Raw genomic sequence first — 16,239 nt, forward strand, 5'->3', positions numbered from 1 at the left:
ATGTCCTCACCTCAGAAAGCACAATACAGTCAGGGCGAAGAACTGGCCAACTCCATTACTCATGGTATTGGAATGATCTTCGGCATTGTTGGCTTGGTTCTGCTTCTCATCAAGGCTTTCGATCATCAAGCGGATGCGCTGACCATTACCAGTATGGCGATCTACGGCTCGAGTATGATTGTCTTGTTTCTGGCATCCACGCTTTACCATGCGATCCCATATCCGAAAGCCAAACGCTGGCTAAAAACGTTTGACCACTGCGCTATTTATCTACTGATTGCAGGTAGCTATACGCCATTTTTATTAGTGAGCCTACGTACGCCACTAGCAATTGGGTTGATGATTGTGATTTGGACCATTGCTCTGATCGGTATCATCATGAAAGTCGCGTTTGTTTATCGATTCAAAAAATTGTCTTTGATGACGTATTTGGTTATGGGCTGGTTATCGTTGATTGTGATTTACCAACTGGCGATAAATCTGGATATTGGTGGTTTGACGCTTTTAGCTGCGGGTGGTTTGGTGTATTCAATAGGGGTGATTTTCTACGTTGCCAAACGAATTCCTTTTAATCACGCGATTTGGCATGGCTTTGTGTTGGCGGGTTGTGTCTGTCACTTCTTTGCGATTTATTACTTTGTCGAGCCTATCTAACATAAAGATAAACTCGACAAAGTGATGTGCCATATATTAGCGAGTTTTCACTTCTAACACTTCTGCAGAGAACTGGTACTGCTGAGATTTAGGCAATGCCAGCTTAATCGCTTTACCTTGCTCGGCCTGTTGTGGGCGAAGGTAGGTATCTGCCATGCGTTTGATAGATTGCCAAACCGTGATGTTTTCTTTCGCCAATTGTTTGCCAGCCATATCGAATACCTGTACTTCCACTTCTACCTGAATCACTGATTGTGAGCTTTGGTTAGTGATAGAAGTTGGGAAAATCAGTTCACCATCTTCATAGCTCGCCGAGCCAATCAATACATCCACACCTGAATCAGACAGCTGCATGGTTGGCTTCTTCGCGTTTACAACAACGGTGGTTCCGACTTTCTTGTTCACAACTGGAATCGTCGCTATCTCTGCTGTTGTGTCTGGTGCAGCTACTGTTGCTACGGCTGTTGTCGAGGCTACCACTGCCGCCGCTTCTACCGCTTCAACTTTTTCTAGTGTGGTTTCTGCGGCCTTTGGTGCTGTTTTATTTACGACATATTCCCACGTGAAGTCGTCGTTCAGTTTTATTTCGCGCCCATCCGCAAGCTTCACGACTTCTGCCGCGTAAACGGATGAAGTGGCTAGTAGGGTAGCCAGAGTGATCCATGTTTTCATTGTTATACCTTTTATTTTAAGTCTGCTTATCTACGCCAAAACGCCGGGAAGAACAGTACAAGAATAGTCAAAATTTCTAAGCGTCCCATTAACATACCAAAGCTTAGGAGCCATTTCGCTGTGTCTGGTAAAGGCGCAAAGTTACCTGTTGGGCCAATCATGCTACCCATGCCAGGACCTACGTTTGCTACCGCAGTAATCGAACCAGAAATACTGGTCACAGGGTCTAGGCCAAGCGCACTTAAACAGCCAGCGATGAAGATAATGGTAATAAAGAACATCAAGCCAAATGCCACCACTGAGCGAACAATATCGTCGTTCACTGGGCGTTGGTTATAACGTTGAACGAATACGCCAGATGGGTGAATCAGCTTCATGATTTGCTTGTTAAGTAACGTCATCGCGATCTGGAAACGGAAGATTTTAATCCCGCCAGAGGTCGAGCCCGAACATGCACCTGCCATCATTAAGAAGGCAAACAGTGTCGTTGGGAGGGCGCCCCATGCGGTGAAGTCTTCTAGACCAAAGCCAGTGGTCGTAACGACAGAGACGATGTTGAACATGGATACACGCAGTGCATCCAAAATGGTGTAACCATCACGAAGCACGAGCCAAGCAGAAACCACGAGACTTGAGAACAAAAACAAGTAGGCAAAACCGCGCACTTGGGCGTCTCGTATTAAGATTTCGACACTGCGTTTACGTAACGCGGCAACAAACAATAGGAATGGCAGACCACCAAGGAACATAAAGGTGGTGGCCACCCAATGTGCGCCATTAGAGAAGTGGTTCATTGAACCATCTGATGTTGAGTAACCGCCCGTAGATAGGGTGGTGAAGGCGTGGTTGATGGCTTCAAACAGGTTCATGCCAGTCAGCAAATAACCCACAATACACAAGCCTGTCAGCATCAAATACACCAATACGATGTTCTTCGCGACGGTCTTGGCTCTTGGACTACTTTTGTCTGACCAATCAGACGATTCGGTTTGGAACAGTTTCATACCACCGACGTTAAGCATTGGTAGGATGGCAACCGCCATTACGATAAAGCCAATGCCCCCAAGCCACTGCAAGATAGATCGCCACAATAAGATACTCGGAGCCATGTTGTCTAAGCCACTGAGCACTGTAGAACCGGTTGTCGTGATGCCAGACATGGTTTCGAAGTAGGCGTCGGTAAAGCTAATGTGGTTGATGAATACGAATGGTAATGCTGCAAAGGCACTGGCGATGGTCCACACCAAACTGGTAATGAGGAACATATCGCGAACACTGAGCTTGAATTTAGCGGTTCGACCAATCGTCAAACAGATGAATGCGGCTAGGTGGGTGATCACAACGGCTTGGGCGAAATCGAGGAATCCGCCTGTACCTGTGAAAAACGCGACCAAAGTCGGCACGTACATAAAAAGGGCCAGTTTGGATAAAACCAGCCCGATAACAAACAGTACGGGACGTAAGTTGACCATAGGAAAATCCTAGAGGAAGAATGGACTCGGCTGGAACAGCGCTTCGACGTCTGGTACGTACTTTTTGTCGACCAGGAACATCACGACGTGGTCATCTTGTTCGATGACAGTGCGGTCGTGTGCGATAAGAACTTCTTCGCCACGAACGATAGCACCAATGGTGGTTCCTGGTGGGAGTTTGATATCGCCAATCGCGCGACCTACCACCTTGGATGTGGTTTCGTCACCATGCGCAACGGCTTCAATCGCTTCTGCCGCGCCACGACGCAGAGAAGATACGTTAACAATGTCAGCACGACGAACGTGCGTCAGTAGGGCAGAAATCGTCGCTTGCTGTGGTGAGATAGCCACGTCAATCACACCGCCTTGCACTAGGTCAACATAAGCGCCGCGCTGGATCAGCACCATCACTTTCTTTGCGCCCATGCGTTTTGCCAACATCGCAGACATGATGTTGGTTTCATCCTCGTTGGTTAACGCGATGAACACATCTACTTGGTCGATGTTTTCTTCTGTTAGCAGTTCTTGGTCTGCCGCATCACCACAGAAGACGATGGTGTTTTCAAGCTGCTCAGACAGTTTTTCTGCACGCTGGTAGTTACGCTCAATCAGCTTGACGCTGTAGGTTTGCTCAAGGCGTTTGGCTAAGCTCGCACCGATGTTACCACCACCAACAATCATGATGCGGCGATAGGGCTTCTCGAGGCGCTGAAGCTCACTCATTACTGAGCGGATATGGTTACTTGCCGCAACGAAGAACACTTCATCATCAGCTTCAATGATGGTGGTGCCTTGCGGACGAATTGGACGACCTTGACGGAAAATCGCAGCAACACGAGTATCGATGTGTGGCATGTGTTCACGCAGGGCAGACAGAGCGTTACCTACTAAAGGGCCACCGTAGTAGGCTTTTACCGCTACTAGGCTGACTTTCTGCTCGGCAAAGCTTACCACTTGCAACGCGCCTGGGTATTGGATGAGGCGTTCGATGTAGCTGGTTACCAGCTCTTCTGGTGCGATAAGGTGATCGACAGGAATAGCACCAGATTTAAATAGGGCTTCTTTTTCTGCCAGATATTCTGGAGAGCGAATACGTGCAACGCGGTTTGGGGTATTGTACAGAGTGAAGGCGACCTGACATGCGGCCATGTTGGTTTCATCGGTATTGGTTACCGCAACGAGCATGTCGGCATCTTGTGCACCAGCTTCGTGCAGCACATCTGGATGACTAGCATGACCGTTAACAACACGCAGATCGTACTTGTCTTGTAACTCTCGCAGTCGATCGCCATTTTTATCAACGATGGTGATGTCGTTATTCTCACCAACGAGGTTTTCTGCCAATGTGCCGCCAACCTGACCAGCACCAAGAATAATGATTTTCATACTCTTTACTCGTTATCTGAAAAAGGCGATTGAATTCGCTTCAATCGCCCTATTTAGCATGCTGTTACGCGTGTTTTTTCGTTAGCACTGCGTAGTAGAAACCATCCATATCTTCTTCACCTGGTAGAATCTGACGACCAGGTTGTTCGGGATCTGAGTCCACTAGTTGCGCATCTGCAGTACGTGCTAAGAACGCTTTTACTTGCTCCACGTTTTCTTGTGGTGTGATTGAGCAAGTCGCGTAAACCATGGTGCCGCCCGGTTTCAGTTGCGTCCACATTGCATCAAAAATTTCGCTCTGTAGTTCCGCCAGTGCGGCAATATCATCAGCACGACGTAGCCATTTGATGTCTGGGTGACGACGAATTACGCCCGTTGCAGAACATGGTGCGTCCAGCAAAATGCGAGCAAATTGTTCGCCTTGCCACCATTCTTGAGGATTACGCGCATCGCCGCAAACCACTTTTGCCTGAAGGTTGAGACGCTTCAGGTTTTCGTGCACACGTTTAAGACGTGTGTCGTCGCAGTCAATGGCAACCACTTCGCTGCCAGACGTACGTTCAAGAATGTGCGCCGTCTTACCGCCCGGTGCTGCACAGCAGTCTAGGATCAGCTCGCCATCTTTTGGTTCAAGATAGTTAATCGACAACTGTGCTGCCGCATCTTGCACCGATACCCAACCTTTTTCAAAGCCCGGCAGTTTCATCACATCACATGGCGCGGCCAATTTTAGGGCGTCCATCGCTTGTGTGTGTGGCGTGCTATCAATGTTTTCATTTTTGAGTAGCGTTAAGTATTCATCACGAGTGTGGTGCTGGTGGTTTACACGCAGCCACATTGGCGCTTTTTGGTTGTTGGCTTCAACAATGCTTTCCCACTGCTCTGGGTAAGCTTCTTGCAGCAGTTTAAGTAACCAGCTTGGGTGGCCGTACTTGCCCGCATTGTTGCTGACTGCCATTTGGTCTAGTTCTTCTTGGTTGCGCTGATAGTTACGCAATACCGCGTTGATAAGACCGCGTAGACGAGGACCTTTCAGCTCTTTGGTACCTTCAACCGTTTCACCTACGGCAGCGTGCGCAGGAATACGCATGAAGCTTAGCTGATAAATGCCTACCAAAATAAGGTGATGGAAAACGCGTTGTTTGCCTTTTAGCGGCTTATCCATCAACTGGTTTGCAATCATTTCTAGGCGAGGGAGGTAACGTAGAGCGCCGTAACAGATCTCTTGTAGAAGAGCGTGGTCACGTGGTCGTACGTTTTGTTGAGCCGCTGGAAGAGCGCTTGAAAGTGAGTGGCCCTTGTCGACGACAAGATACAAGACGTTGGCAGCCGCAGCGCGAACATTCATGATGAGTACCTTAAAGTAAAGGAGGGCATCTCTGCCCTCTAAAAGTTCGTATTATTGGTCTTTGACACTATTGTCTGGCTTTTTAAACCAGTTGGGTGCCAACTTCAAACCAAGATGCACGTGAGTTCAGAATATCTTGAACTGACATGGCTTTTTTACCCGGAACTTGCAGTTGTTCCAGTACTAGTGTGCCATTGCCTGTCGCAACATAAATACCAGTTTTATCTGCTTGCACAATAGTGCCCGCTGGCTTGTCACTGGTTTGTTCCGCCACACGGCTTTGCCATACTTTGATGCTGTTTTCAGCCGCTTCAAAGTGGCTCATTGGCCATGGGTTGAATGCGCGAACGCAACGCTCAATGTGTGCCGCGTCGTCATTCCAATTAATGCGTGCTTCTTCTTTGCTTAGCTTCTTCGCGTAGTTTGCAAGCTCGTCATCTTGCTTCACTGGCTCAGCATTACCTGTTGCGATGTCTGCTAGGCAGTCAATCAGAGCATCAGGGCCTAAGCCTGCAAGTTTTTCGTACATAGATGCGCTGGTGTCACTTGCTTCAATCGGCAATGTTGCGATTTTAAGCATGTCGCCCGTATCCAAACCAATGTCCATCTGCATGATAGTCACGCCAGTTTCGGCATCACCAGCCCAAATTGAACGTTGGATAGGAGCAGCGCCGCGCCAGCGAGGAAGAATCGAACCGTGTACGTTGATACAACCTAGTTTAGGTGTGTCTAGCACAACTTGTGGAAGCAATAGGCCATAAGCTACTACTACCATGATATCGGCGTTTAGATCGACAAGCTGTTGCTTGGCTTCGTCTGATTTGAAGTTTTCTGGCTGATAAACCGGAATGTCGTGCTCTAGCGCGATGGTTTTTACTGGGCTGGCAGTAAGCTTTTTACCGCGACCAGCAGGGCGGTCTGGCTGAGTGTAAACCGCAATTACTTCGTGCTCCGAAGACAACAACGCCGCCAAGTGACGGGCGGCGAAATCCGGAGTACCTGCAAAGACAATACGTAAAGACTGACTCAAGGTAGACTTCCTTCTAATTAAATTGTATCGAGATCAAGCGTTTTGCTGTTTCTCGTTAAAGCGTTTGATTTTCGCTAGCTTGTCTTGAATACGCTTGCGCTTTAGTGGCGATAGGTAATCAACGAACAGTTTGCCCATTAGATGGTCTAGTTCGTGCTGAACACAGATTGCTAGCAGATCGTCAGCGTCGAAAGTGTATTCTTTGCCATCGCGATCTAGGGCTTTAACGGTAACTTCAGCAGCGCGAGCTACAAGTGCTCGAGCACCAGGTACCGACAGACAGCCTTCTTCAATGCCATCTTCGCCACGCTTTTCCAGAATCTCAGGGTTGATAAGCACCATTGGCTCATCGCGAGTCTCTGAAATATCAATTACTACGATACGTTTATGGATATCAACCTGCGTTGCCGCAAGGCCAATACCTTCTTCGTCGTACATGGTTTCAATCATGTCATCGACGATTTTTTGAATCTCAGGTGTCACCTCTTCTACAGGTTTTGCAACGGTACGCAGGCGATCATCTGGGAATGTTAATACTTGTAATACAGACATATTCACTCGAAATATTGAACTGTGCCGTAACAGCACAAACCTTGTTGGCTCAATTCTAGACATTTTATGACCTAAATGACAGCATCCTGATACCAATTTCCATTCCGGTAACTGCCTAACAGACCAAGGACGAGGGTCATGAATCGAATTTTCCGCAACGTTTCTCGCATTACGTTGCCGTTACTTTTCTCTTTCAGTGCCGTAGCAAACACGGACTCCCAACCACTTACCGTTAAAGACGATGCACCCAAAACTTACGTTGTGGTGAAAGGTGATACGCTGTGGGATATTTCTGCTTTGTATTTGGATAGCCCTTGGTTGTGGCCTCGTTTGTGGCAGGTAAACCCAGAAATAGACAACCCACATCTGATTTATCCCGGTGATAAGCTCTCTTTGGTTTGGATTAATGGCCAACCGGTATTGAGTTTAAAGCCGGTTAAAAAGCTTAGCCCTCAAGCGCGTATCACGGAAAGAAAAGCGGTACCGACGGTTGCGGAAGGGTTGGTGATGCCTTATCTGAAATCCGATCGCTTAGTGGATGATGAAACATTAGAAAATGCAGCCAAAGTGATGGGCAGCAGTAAAGGCAACAAATTCCTTACTGCGGAAGACACGCTGTATATTAGTGGTGAGCAAACTTCGGCAGGATGGGCTATCTATCGACCTGTAGAAACCTTCTCGCGAGATGATGTATCAAAGCAAATCACGGCATTACGTTTGATTGCTAAAGGTGAGTTGGTCGAGGCGTCGAGTGAATTTTCTGGTCTGAAGATCACCACGCAATTGCAAGAGATTGTCCGTAACGACATTGCTTTGCCAGTTCAAGTTCTTGATAACGGTAATTTCTCTGCAACATTCTATCCGTTACCATCACCACAAGGCTCTTCTGCGAAATTATTGGGGAATATTGAAGGTATCCGTTATAGCTCGACCAACCAAGTTGTGGTGATAGATAAAGGCACATCGGATGCGCTTCGCCAAGGCAGTGTGTTTGATTTGAAAGAAGACGCACACCCAGTATTCAAAGACGGTGATGACTTTGCCAAAGATAATGGTTTGCTCGATACGAAAATTACCTTACCACAGAGCAAAGTTGGGGAGTTGTTAGTGATTTGCCCGTATGAGTATTTCAGTCTTGCTCTGATCACCAATAGCACGAAGCCAATCAACAAAGAGGTATCTGTGGTTTCTCCTCTGGTAGAGGAATCGACTACCAATGCAACCACACAATGATACCGACCTCGCTGCCTGGTTAAAGCTCAGCTGCTTACCAGGCATTGGCGGGGTTAAGATGAATAAGCTGCTGACCAAAGACACGCCGAATAACATTGTCCAGTACTCGACTGAACAGCTTCTCCGCCTTGGGTTGACGATGAAACAGTTACAAGCATGGTCTGAGGTCGATAAAGAAGTCGATGCTTGTTTAACTTGGTTAGCATCCTCCTCCCATCACTCTATTTTCACCTTGGCGAATCCACTTTATCCCCCACTTCTCAAACAAACGGTCGCGCCACCTCCTTTATTATTTGTAAAAGGAGATGCGAGCTGTTTGTCTCAACCGCAAATCGCCATGGTTGGTAGTCGTAATGCTAGTGTGGATGGGTTGCAACATGCTCGTAGCTTTGCTTCAGAACTCGTACAACATGATCTGATCGTGACCAGTGGCTTGGCTTTGGGTATTGATGGCCATGCTCATGATGGTGCGCTTATGGCGGGCGGTAAAACTATAGCTGTCTTAGGTTCTGGGTTGGAGCAAGTGTACCCCGCCAGGCATCGTGGTTTAGCGCAGCGTGTCATGGAGAATGGCACCCTAGTTTCGGAGTTTCGTCCAAACGCGAAACCTCGTGCGGAAAACTTCCCACGTCGCAATCGAATTATTAGTGGTTTGTCGTTGGGTGTATTGGTGGTGGAAGCGGCGGAAAAAAGTGGCTCCTTGATTACTGCTCGTTATGCTCTGGAACAAGGTCGTGAAGTATTTGCGCTTCCTGCCTCTATTCATTCGCCCAATGCGAGTGGCGGTAATCAATTGATTCGTAACGGTGCTTGTCTCGTACAAACTACTCAAGACGTGTTAAATGAAATACAGTCACTGCTTGATTGGTCTATTAATCAGAGCCTAGATTTATTTTCTGCGCCAATTGATGAAGAAGAATTGCCATTTCCTCAGCTGTTAGCTAACGTAGGAAATGAGGCTACACCAGTTGATATTCTTGCAAACAGGACCAATATACCTGTCCAAGAAGTCATGATGCAGCTCTTAGAGCTTGAGCTTTCAGGGCATGTTGTTGCAGTATCCGGTGGCTATATTCGAAAGGGGAGGGGCTAGCTATGATGATGGATATACTTATGTATCTATTTGAAACCTACATCCATAGCGATGCAGATTTACAGGTCGATCAAGACGAGTTGGAAGATGAGTTGCTTCGTGCAGGTTTCCAACAAAAAGACATCTACAAAGCCCTTGTCTGGTTAGAAGAGCTGGCGGCGTTGCAACAAAGTGACGCACATTCTGCTATCTCGACTTGCATTGCAGCGGCATCGACCCGTATTTATACATCGTCTGAGATGCAGCGTTTGGATCTTGAATGTCGTGGTTTTCTATTGTTTCTAGAGCAAATCAATGTTCTGACTACGGAAACTCGCGAAATGGTTATTGATCGTGTGATGGGGCTAGAAACTCATGAATTTGAGCTTGAAGACCTGAAATGGATCATTCTTATGGTGCTGTTTAATGTGCCGGGCAACGAAAACGCCTACACGCTGATGGAAGAGCTGCTATACACCAAGGAACAAGGTATTCTTCATTAATATCTTCTGCTTGAGCGATGAGTATGAGTAGTAAAATCGATCACAACCTTTTCTCGGCACATGAGCATGCGCTTGAGCGCGAACCTTGTCCTAAATGTGGTGGGGAAGTCTCTCTTAAACACGGTAAGCATGGCCCGTTTTTAGGTTGTAGCCATTATCCAAGTTGCGATTATATCAAGCCGCTACACAGCAATGATGGCCACATCGTAAAAGAGTTGGGCGTGCCTTGCCCGGATTGCGGTAATGAGCTGGTATTGCGCCAAGGGCGCTACGGTATGTTCGTTGGCTGTAGCCATTACCCAGCATGCCATCATATTGAGTCGATTAACCAACCTGAGCCAGAGCAGCAAGCGAAAGAGCAACACGCTTGCCCTGAATGTGGCAAAGGACATTTGGTTGAGCGTAAAACCCGATTTGGTAAAACATTCTACGCGTGTGATAACTATCCGAAGTGCAAGTTTGCGGTGAACTTGCCGCCTGTAAGAGGCCGCTGCGAGGAATGTGGATTTACCTTGTTGGTAGAAAAGAAGCTTGCCAGCGGGGTTAAACTGCAATGCGCAAGTCGTAAGTGCCAGCATACTCAATCACAATAGCCTTCAGCTCTAATTAAAAAAGGGCCGCACGATGCGACCCTTTTGCTATTTATTCAGAAATATTTCTACGCTTGCCACTGCTTAGCGAATTCATGCACTGAAGGGAAGGCTTCTTCATCGAGAACATCTGCCAATGCACACAGTTTACGATTCAGCTCGCCAGTATAATCGCCGCACACGTTGATGTGACCCATCTTGCGACCCGCACGTTTTTCTTTGCCGTACCAATGAATGTGGCAACCGTCCATTGCTAGCAATGTTTCTGGCACTGTGTCTTCACCAAGAATATTAATCATCGAGGTTTCACGAACTAATTTCGTGCTGCCTAACGGCATGCCGCATACTGCGCGTAGGTGGTTCTCAAACTGACAGGTTTCAGCACCCTGTTGAGTCCAGTGGCCAGAGTTGTGTACGCGTGGTGCGATTTCATTAACCAGCAACGTGCCGTCAACGTCAAAGAACTCCAGAGCTAACACGCCTACGTAATTCAAGCTATTGGCAACGGCAGTGAACATCTGCTTTGCTTGTTCTTGCAGTTCCGGTGCATCAATCGCAGTAGAAAGACTCAATACACCATTGGTATGGACGTTTTCTGCAAGTGGGTACACTTCAACGCTGCCATCTTTACCGCGAGCACCAACCAGTGAAACTTCGCGGTTAAAAGGGACAAATTCCTCAGCAACAATTGCTTGAGTCTTTGCTGCCGCGATGCACTCTGCCATCTCTGTCCAAATGCCTTCGACTTGAGAAGTTTCTTTTAAGCGCCACTGGCCTTTACCATCGTAACCACCCAACGCACTTTTCAGAACCATTGGCATACCAACGTGTTCAATTGCGCGGTCAAAGTCTTCACGATTTTCGATTACGTAGTATTTCGCGTTACGTGCGTTTGCATCATCAAGCAATGCTTTCTCAATACGGCGATCACCACCCGCTTTGATGGCTTGCTTACTTGGTAGGAACTTACCACTGGCTTCACACACATCAAGCACGTCATGTGGGATATGCTCGAACTCAGCAGTAATGACGTCCACTTGTTCAATCGCATTCTCTAAGCCGTTACCTAGTACATGCTGAGTCAGTGGATGAACGATGTTACCACTGCCCACATCGTAAGCTGAGATTTGAATATTCAGTGGCGCACCAGCCAGAGACATCATACGAGCCAATTGGCCCGCACCAAGAACCAGTACATGCATCTGATTAATCCTCAGCAGGGTTTGGGTTCGCCAAAACAGTTTCCGTTTGTTCGTTACGGAACGCTTCGACTTTTGCCATGATCGCCTCATCATGTGTACCAAGGATTTGAGCAGCCAGAATGCCTGCGTTTGCTGCGCCTGCTTCACCAATCGCCAATGTGCCAACCGCAATGCCTTTTGGCATCTGTACGATAGAAAGCAACGAATCTATGCCTTTTAGTGCACGAGACTGAACTGGAACGCCAAGTACAGGTACGCTGGTAAACGCCGCCGCCATGCCTGGTAGGTGAGCTGCACCCCCCGCACCTGCGATGATGACTTTAATGCCACGTTCTTTCGCACTGCTTGCGTAATCAGCCAATAATTGAGGAGTACGGTGAGCTGACACCACCTTTGTTTCGTAAGACACGCCAAATTGATCCAGCATGTCCGCTGCTAGTTTCATGGTTGGCCAATCTGATTTAGAACCCATGATGATACCGACTTTCATCTCAAACTCCTTCAAGCTGCAAAATTAGGTGAGCTGATAAATTTGTGCGCATTATACGGGGATTTTCACCTCAAGCAAACGTTTGCGTGCGTTTGTAAATGCTATTGATACATTTTATAAACAAATTGCTTTAGTCTCTAAGAATGAATATTTGTACACTTAGTACAAACACAACAAATAAGATTATCAGGAAGTCATCAGTGGAGAACTTTGAACAGGTGCTAGAAGCACTACAAACAGGCGAAGTGATCGCCTACCCAACAGAGGGCGTGTTTGGTGTTGGCTGTGACCCAGATAACCCAGAAGCGATTCAAAAACTGCTAGAGCTAAAACAGCGTCCAGTAGAGAAAGGCTTAATCTTAATTGCGGCAAACTATGAGCAGCTTTTGCCTTATGTTGATGAATCTCAGTTGACTCAAGAGCAGTTAGATAAAGTCCACGCAACGTGGCCTGGGCCATACACTTGGATTATGCCCGCGAGTGACAAAGTCTCTCACTGGGTATCGGGTCAATTTGATTCGATTGCCGTACGTGTGACGGATCATCCTTTGGTACAAAAGATGTGTAATGCGTTCGGAAAGCCGCTAACCTCTACCAGCGCGAATCTTACAGGTCTGCCTCCTTGTATGACGACGGAAGAAGTCGAAGAACAGTTAGGTGACCGACTTGTGGCGATCTTACGTGGTAAAACCAGTGGTCGTGACAAGCCGAGTGAAATCCGTGATGCTAAAACCTCGCAAATATTAAGACAGGGCTAACCCTGCTAGTCAGCAATCAATAGGTACTACACGTATGTCAGCAATCGATAAGCACGCCGTAAAGCAGTTCTTGATGTCACTTCAGGATTCCATTTGTCAGCAACTAGAACAAGAAGATGGAAAGGCCGTCTTTGTCGAAGATGCATGGCAACGTGAAAAAGGAGAGCGTCTTGGTGGCGGTGGCCGCACTCGCGTATTGCGTGATGGTCATATCTTCGAGCAAGGAGGGGTGAACTTCTCTCATGTCGAAGGTAATGAAATGCCAGCATCCGCGACGGCGCATCGTCCAGAGTTAGCGGGTCGTCGTTTTGAAGCGATGGGTGTTTCTTTGGTTATTCACCCTAAAAACCCTTATGTACCGACTTCACATGCCAATGTCCGCTTCTTTATTGCAGAGAAAGATGGCGAAGACCCAATTTGGTGGTTTGGTGGTGGTTTTGACCTAACGCCTTTCTACCCATTTGAAGAAGATTGCCAATCATGGCACGACACAGCAAAACAGCTTTGTGCGCCATTCGGTGACGACGTTTACGCAGAGCACAAAGCATGGTGTGACAAATACTTCTTCTTACCACATCGTAATGAAACTCGCGGTGTTGGTGGTCTGTTCTTTGATGACCTAAACCAGTGGGAATTCGACAAGTGTTTTGACTACATCAAAGCGGTTGGCGAAGGATATTGCCAAGCTTACCTGCCGATTGTATCTCGTCGTAAAGGCATTGAGTACGGTGAGCGTGAGCGTGAATTCCAACTATACCGCCGTGGTCGCTACGTTGAATTCAACCTTGTGTATGACCGCGGTACTCTGTTTGGTCTACAAAGTGGCGGGCGTACAGAGTCGATATTGATGTCAATGCCACCTCTTGCTCGTTGGGAATACAGCTACGAGCCACAAGCAGGTTCTCCAGAAGCAGAGCTTTACGAGCGATACCTAAACCCACGTGATTGGTAAGCACTGAATCTCCTTTTCTATATAGATAGATAGTGATAGGGTCATCTGTAATCAGATGGCCCTGTTTTTTCTATATAGTAAGGAATGAAGGTAAGGAAATGACTCAGCAAATTGATCGCTATGCCGTGTTTGGTAACCCTATCGGGCACAGTAAGTCACCGTTCATACACACCTTGTTTGCACGCCAAACCAATCAGTCTTTGGTGTATACCGCAGAAAGCGCTCCTATTGATGGTTTTATCGAAGCGGCGAAGGTGTTTTTTGCTGAAGGTGGTAGAGGTTGCAACATCACCATGCCATTTAAAGAAGATGCTTATCAATTTGCTAGCCGTTTGACTGAGCGTGCTCAGTTGGCGGGCGCAGTGAACACCCTCAAGAAGTTAGATGATGGTGAAATCATTGGTGACAACACCGATGGTGCAGGTCTCGTGCAAGATCTGCTTCAGCACCAAGTTGTATTGGAAGGTGCGCGAATCCTAATTATTGGTGCTGGTGGTGCCGCTCGTGGTGTTATTAAGCCATTGCTCGATCAAAAGCCGACTTCCGTAACTATTACCAACCGTACCTTTAGCAAAGCGCAGGAGCTTGCTGAGCTGTTTGTCTCTCGTGGCCCTATCGTCGCCAAAGAGATGGAAAGTATTAATGAAGAGTATGATGTCATCATTAACTCTACTTCTGCTTCTCTTAGTGGTGAACTGCCTGCTATCTCTTCCTCTATCTTTGCCGCTAACAGTACAAGCTATGACATGATTTATGGCAAAGGGGTGACGAGCTTTAACTTATGGGCAAGAGAAAATGGTGCCGCTCATGCGTATGACGGTCTTGGAATGCTGGTTGGGCAGGCTGCAGAAAGCTTCATGCTCTGGCGTGGCTTACGTCCTGGTGCCAAACAAATTCTCAGAGAACTAAGAAAGAATCTTGAAGGTCAATAATCAATGAATCAATCTATCCTATTCCCTGACATGCAGTCTTGGGATGAAGCATCGCAATCGATAAATTTTGCTGCGCAGCAATCTGGTGCGTTGATTGAGTGCTATGTAACAAAACAAAAGTTAGAAAAGCTCAGTGGTTCACTGATTGAAACTGAGCAAGCGGCAATTAAAGTGTTTACTGATTACCGATTCGATCTAGAAGAAATCGCCGAAGAGCTAATAGAAGATGAAGCCTTCGATGAAGAAGGCCATATCATTATCGATTAGCTGACTATACCTGACTACTCATTGATGTCTTCTACTTCGTTAATGTAATCGTCTTTGTTCTGCACATAGTTGTTGGCAGACTTTTGCAAGAAAGCTCGTTCTTTATCTGATAGAGGGCGAGCTTGTTTTACTGGGCTTCCAACATATAAGTAGCCACTTTCTAATATCTTCCCTGGTGGCACCAAACTTCCTGCGCCAATCATCACATCTGATTCCACTACCACGTTGTCTAAGACAATAGCGCCCATACCGACTAAGACGCGATCGTGGATCTCGCAGCCATGCAGCATCACTTTGTGACCTATGGTGACATCATTACCAATGATGAGTGGGTAGCCTTTGGGGTTTTCTGCGTTTTTATGAGTTACATGAAGTACGCTGCCATCTTGAATATTGGTTCGCTCTCCAATATGGATATGGTTTACATCGCCACGAGCTGCGACCAATGGCCAGATACTAGAATCATCGCCAATTCGGATATCACCGACTAAAACAGAGGTTGAGTCGACATATACACGTTCGCCCAACTGAGGACGTATACCTTTATAACTTCTCATTGAACTCATCTTTACTCCTTATAAAGCGTTAATAACGGTGATATCTGGTGAGAAGAGTAGCAAAAACTCGCCTTTTAGAATAAAAAACATTCAAACGATAAAAAAATCAAAAAAAAACGAGAAAAAGGGCTTGCCAATGTGATCGCAATCTCTATAATGCCACCTCGCTGACACGGCAACGCTTCGAAAGAAACGAAAGCCAAGTTAGCAAGCCAATTAGCCAAGCGGAAACGCTTGAAAAAAGTTTGAAAAAAAGTGATTGACACTAAACTTTAACTCGCTAAAATGGCCGTCCGACTTGAGCAAAGCTCAATAGGAAAGCTCTTTAACAATATAGACCTATCAATCTGTGTGGGCACTCGTTGATGATAATCCAATTAGAAGCTTCGGCTTCAAATTAGGTTTCAATGAAACGAAGTGACCATTGAATCGAAAGATTCAGCACAGTCAATTCAAACATTACTTATGTAATGTTCAGTATTCATTGAGCCGACAAAATCTTAAATTGAAGAGTTTGATCATGGCTCAGATTGAACGCTGGCGGCAGGCCTAACACATGCAAGTCGAGC

General features: G+C 46.8%; 18 protein-coding genes and 1 rRNA gene. 10 read left to right on the top strand and 9 right to left on the bottom strand.

All coding sequences use genetic code 11. The features are described 5' to 3' along the window. A complete protein-coding gene (gene trhA, locus OQJ86_RS13820; RefSeq protein ID WP_038870163.1) occupies positions 1-654 on the top strand; it encodes a PAQR family membrane homeostasis protein TrhA in 654 nt (217 codons plus the stop codon). A gap of 36 nt (positions 655-690) precedes the next feature. Here the strand turns inward: trhA and OQJ86_RS13825 are convergent, their stop codons facing one another. The 6 genes from OQJ86_RS13825 to def all read right to left on the bottom strand — a co-directional run bounded on the left by OQJ86_RS13825 (position 691) and on the right by def (position 7,114). Continuing rightward, on the bottom strand, positions 691-1,326 hold the full coding sequence (locus OQJ86_RS13825; protein WP_265988107.1) for a DUF3157 family protein: 636 nt from the start codon (positions 1,324-1,326) through the stop codon (positions 691-693). Between the two features lie 26 nt (positions 1,327-1,352). Continuing rightward, positions 1,353-2,798 carry a TrkH family potassium uptake protein gene (locus tag OQJ86_RS13830; protein WP_265988108.1) on the bottom strand — a complete coding sequence of 482 codons (1,446 nt, stop codon included), beginning with the start codon at positions 2,796-2,798 and terminating at the stop codon, positions 1,353-1,355. A gap of 9 nt (positions 2,799-2,807) precedes the next feature. Further along, the gene (trkA, locus tag OQJ86_RS13835; RefSeq protein WP_010444684.1) at positions 2,808-4,184 is read right to left on the bottom strand and encodes a Trk system potassium transporter TrkA; all 1,377 of its coding nucleotides are present in this window, start codon (positions 4,182-4,184) and stop codon (positions 2,808-2,810) included. 64 nt (positions 4,185-4,248) lie between these two features. Further along, positions 4,249-5,532, bottom strand: coding sequence for a 16S rRNA (cytosine(967)-C(5))-methyltransferase RsmB (rsmB, locus tag OQJ86_RS13840; RefSeq protein WP_265988109.1), 1,284 nt, complete (start codon positions 5,530-5,532; stop codon positions 4,249-4,251). A gap of 82 nt (positions 5,533-5,614) precedes the next feature. Continuing rightward, positions 5,615-6,562, bottom strand: a complete 948-nt coding sequence (gene fmt / locus OQJ86_RS13845; protein WP_265988110.1) for a methionyl-tRNA formyltransferase — start codon at positions 6,560-6,562, stop codon at positions 5,615-5,617. 33 nt (positions 6,563-6,595) lie between these two features. Then, positions 6,596-7,114 carry a peptide deformylase gene (gene def, locus OQJ86_RS13850; RefSeq protein ID WP_038870153.1) on the bottom strand — a complete coding sequence of 173 codons (519 nt, stop codon included), beginning with the start codon at positions 7,112-7,114 and terminating at the stop codon, positions 6,596-6,598. A 138-nt stretch (positions 7,115-7,252) separates the two neighbouring features. On the opposite strand from def, the gene OQJ86_RS13855 reads away from it, so the two are divergent. The 4 genes from OQJ86_RS13855 to OQJ86_RS13870 are packed head-to-tail and all read left to right on the top strand — an operon-like array spanning position 7,253 to position 10,515. Beyond that, entirely contained in the window at positions 7,253-8,347 is a 1,095-nt protein-coding gene (locus OQJ86_RS13855; RefSeq protein ID WP_265988111.1) for a LysM peptidoglycan-binding domain-containing protein, read from the top strand. Then, on the top strand, positions 8,331-9,440 hold the full coding sequence (dprA, locus tag OQJ86_RS13860; RefSeq protein WP_265988112.1) for a DNA-processing protein DprA: 1,110 nt from the start codon (positions 8,331-8,333) through the stop codon (positions 9,438-9,440). The genes OQJ86_RS13855 and dprA overlap by 17 nt, the downstream gene beginning before the upstream one ends. A gap of 2 nt (positions 9,441-9,442) precedes the next feature. Then, on the top strand, positions 9,443-9,922 hold the full coding sequence (locus OQJ86_RS13865; protein ID WP_038870148.1) for a DUF494 family protein: 480 nt from the start codon (positions 9,443-9,445) through the stop codon (positions 9,920-9,922). A gap of 23 nt (positions 9,923-9,945) precedes the next feature. Next, positions 9,946-10,515, top strand: coding sequence for a type I DNA topoisomerase (locus tag OQJ86_RS13870; protein ID WP_042602425.1), 570 nt, complete (start codon positions 9,946-9,948; stop codon positions 10,513-10,515). Positions 10,516-10,580: 65 nt separating this feature from the next. Here OQJ86_RS13870 and OQJ86_RS13875 read toward each other — a convergent pair whose 3' ends face one another. Both OQJ86_RS13875 and purE read right to left on the bottom strand, forming a co-directional pair. Beyond that, positions 10,581-11,714 (bottom strand): 5-(carboxyamino)imidazole ribonucleotide synthase, encoded by a 1,134-nt coding sequence (locus tag OQJ86_RS13875; protein WP_265988113.1) that lies wholly within the window; start codon positions 11,712-11,714, stop codon positions 10,581-10,583. 4 nt (positions 11,715-11,718) lie between these two features. Next, positions 11,719-12,204 carry a 5-(carboxyamino)imidazole ribonucleotide mutase gene (purE, locus tag OQJ86_RS13880; RefSeq protein ID WP_045401089.1) on the bottom strand — a complete coding sequence of 162 codons (486 nt, stop codon included), beginning with the start codon at positions 12,202-12,204 and terminating at the stop codon, positions 11,719-11,721. Between the two features lie 200 nt (positions 12,205-12,404). Here purE and OQJ86_RS13885 point away from each other — a divergent pair, with 200 nt between their 5' ends. The 4 genes from OQJ86_RS13885 to OQJ86_RS13900 all read left to right on the top strand — a co-directional run bounded on the left by OQJ86_RS13885 (position 12,405) and on the right by OQJ86_RS13900 (position 15,113). Beyond that, a complete protein-coding gene (locus OQJ86_RS13885; RefSeq protein WP_045464462.1) occupies positions 12,405-12,962 on the top strand; it encodes an L-threonylcarbamoyladenylate synthase in 558 nt (185 codons plus the stop codon). A gap of 34 nt (positions 12,963-12,996) precedes the next feature. Then, a complete protein-coding gene (gene hemF, locus OQJ86_RS13890; protein ID WP_095760630.1) occupies positions 12,997-13,914 on the top strand; it encodes an oxygen-dependent coproporphyrinogen oxidase in 918 nt (305 codons plus the stop codon). A 98-nt stretch (positions 13,915-14,012) separates the two neighbouring features. Next, positions 14,013-14,846: a shikimate dehydrogenase gene (gene aroE, locus OQJ86_RS13895; protein ID WP_265988115.1), complete on the top strand. Its 834-nt coding sequence runs from the start codon at positions 14,013-14,015 to the stop codon at positions 14,844-14,846. Between the two features lie 3 nt (positions 14,847-14,849). Further along, a complete protein-coding gene (locus OQJ86_RS13900; RefSeq protein WP_038896204.1) occupies positions 14,850-15,113 on the top strand; it encodes a DUF1488 domain-containing protein in 264 nt (87 codons plus the stop codon). 14 nt (positions 15,114-15,127) lie between these two features. Here the strand turns inward: OQJ86_RS13900 and OQJ86_RS13905 are convergent, their stop codons facing one another. Then, the gene (locus OQJ86_RS13905; protein WP_045416833.1) at positions 15,128-15,679 is read right to left on the bottom strand and encodes a gamma carbonic anhydrase family protein; all 552 of its coding nucleotides are present in this window, start codon (positions 15,677-15,679) and stop codon (positions 15,128-15,130) included. Between the two features lie 493 nt (positions 15,680-16,172). Here OQJ86_RS13905 and OQJ86_RS13910 point away from each other — a divergent pair. Beyond that, a 16S ribosomal RNA gene (locus OQJ86_RS13910) occupies positions 16,173-16,239 on the top strand; the annotation flags it as partial.

Source organism: Vibrio sp. Sgm 5 (assembly GCF_026241575.1).
Lineage (GTDB): Bacteria > Pseudomonadota > Gammaproteobacteria > Enterobacterales > Vibrionaceae > Vibrio > Vibrio jasicida.

What these genes read in the sequence shown, in the direction of transcription:
- trhA (WP_038870163.1), top strand. Translation starts at nt 1, where the DNA reads ATGTCCTCACCTCAGAAAGCACAATACAGTCAGGGCGAAGAACTGGCC.
- OQJ86_RS13825 (WP_265988107.1), bottom strand. Translation starts at nt 1,326, where the DNA reads ATGAAAACATGGATCACTCTGGCTACCCTACTAGCCACTTCATCCGTT.
- OQJ86_RS13830 (WP_265988108.1), bottom strand. Translation starts at nt 2,798, where the DNA reads ATGGTCAACTTACGTCCCGTACTGTTTGTTATCGGGCTGGTTTTATCC.
- trkA (WP_010444684.1), bottom strand. Translation starts at nt 4,184, where the DNA reads ATGAAAATCATTATTCTTGGTGCTGGTCAGGTTGGCGGCACATTGGCA.
- rsmB (WP_265988109.1), bottom strand. Translation starts at nt 5,532, where the DNA reads ATGAATGTTCGCGCTGCGGCTGCCAACGTCTTGTATCTTGTCGTCGAC.
- def (WP_038870153.1), bottom strand. Translation starts at nt 7,114, where the DNA reads ATGTCTGTATTACAAGTATTAACATTCCCAGATGATCGCCTGCGTACC.
- OQJ86_RS13855 (WP_265988111.1), top strand. Translation starts at nt 7,253, where the DNA reads ATGAATCGAATTTTCCGCAACGTTTCTCGCATTACGTTGCCGTTACTT.
- dprA (WP_265988112.1), top strand. Translation starts at nt 8,331, where the DNA reads ATGCAACCACACAATGATACCGACCTCGCTGCCTGGTTAAAGCTCAGC.
- OQJ86_RS13865 (WP_038870148.1), top strand. Translation starts at nt 9,443, where the DNA reads ATGATGATGGATATACTTATGTATCTATTTGAAACCTACATCCATAGC.
- OQJ86_RS13870 (WP_042602425.1), top strand. Translation starts at nt 9,946, where the DNA reads ATGAGTAGTAAAATCGATCACAACCTTTTCTCGGCACATGAGCATGCG.
- OQJ86_RS13875 (WP_265988113.1), bottom strand. Translation starts at nt 11,714, where the DNA reads ATGCATGTACTGGTTCTTGGTGCGGGCCAATTGGCTCGTATGATGTCT.
- purE (WP_045401089.1), bottom strand. Translation starts at nt 12,204, where the DNA reads ATGAAAGTCGGTATCATCATGGGTTCTAAATCAGATTGGCCAACCATG.
- hemF (WP_095760630.1), top strand. Translation starts at nt 12,997, where the DNA reads ATGTCAGCAATCGATAAGCACGCCGTAAAGCAGTTCTTGATGTCACTT.
- aroE (WP_265988115.1), top strand. Translation starts at nt 14,013, where the DNA reads ATGACTCAGCAAATTGATCGCTATGCCGTGTTTGGTAACCCTATCGGG.
- OQJ86_RS13900 (WP_038896204.1), top strand. Translation starts at nt 14,850, where the DNA reads ATGAATCAATCTATCCTATTCCCTGACATGCAGTCTTGGGATGAAGCA.
- OQJ86_RS13905 (WP_045416833.1), bottom strand. Translation starts at nt 15,679, where the DNA reads ATGAGTTCAATGAGAAGTTATAAAGGTATACGTCCTCAGTTGGGCGAA.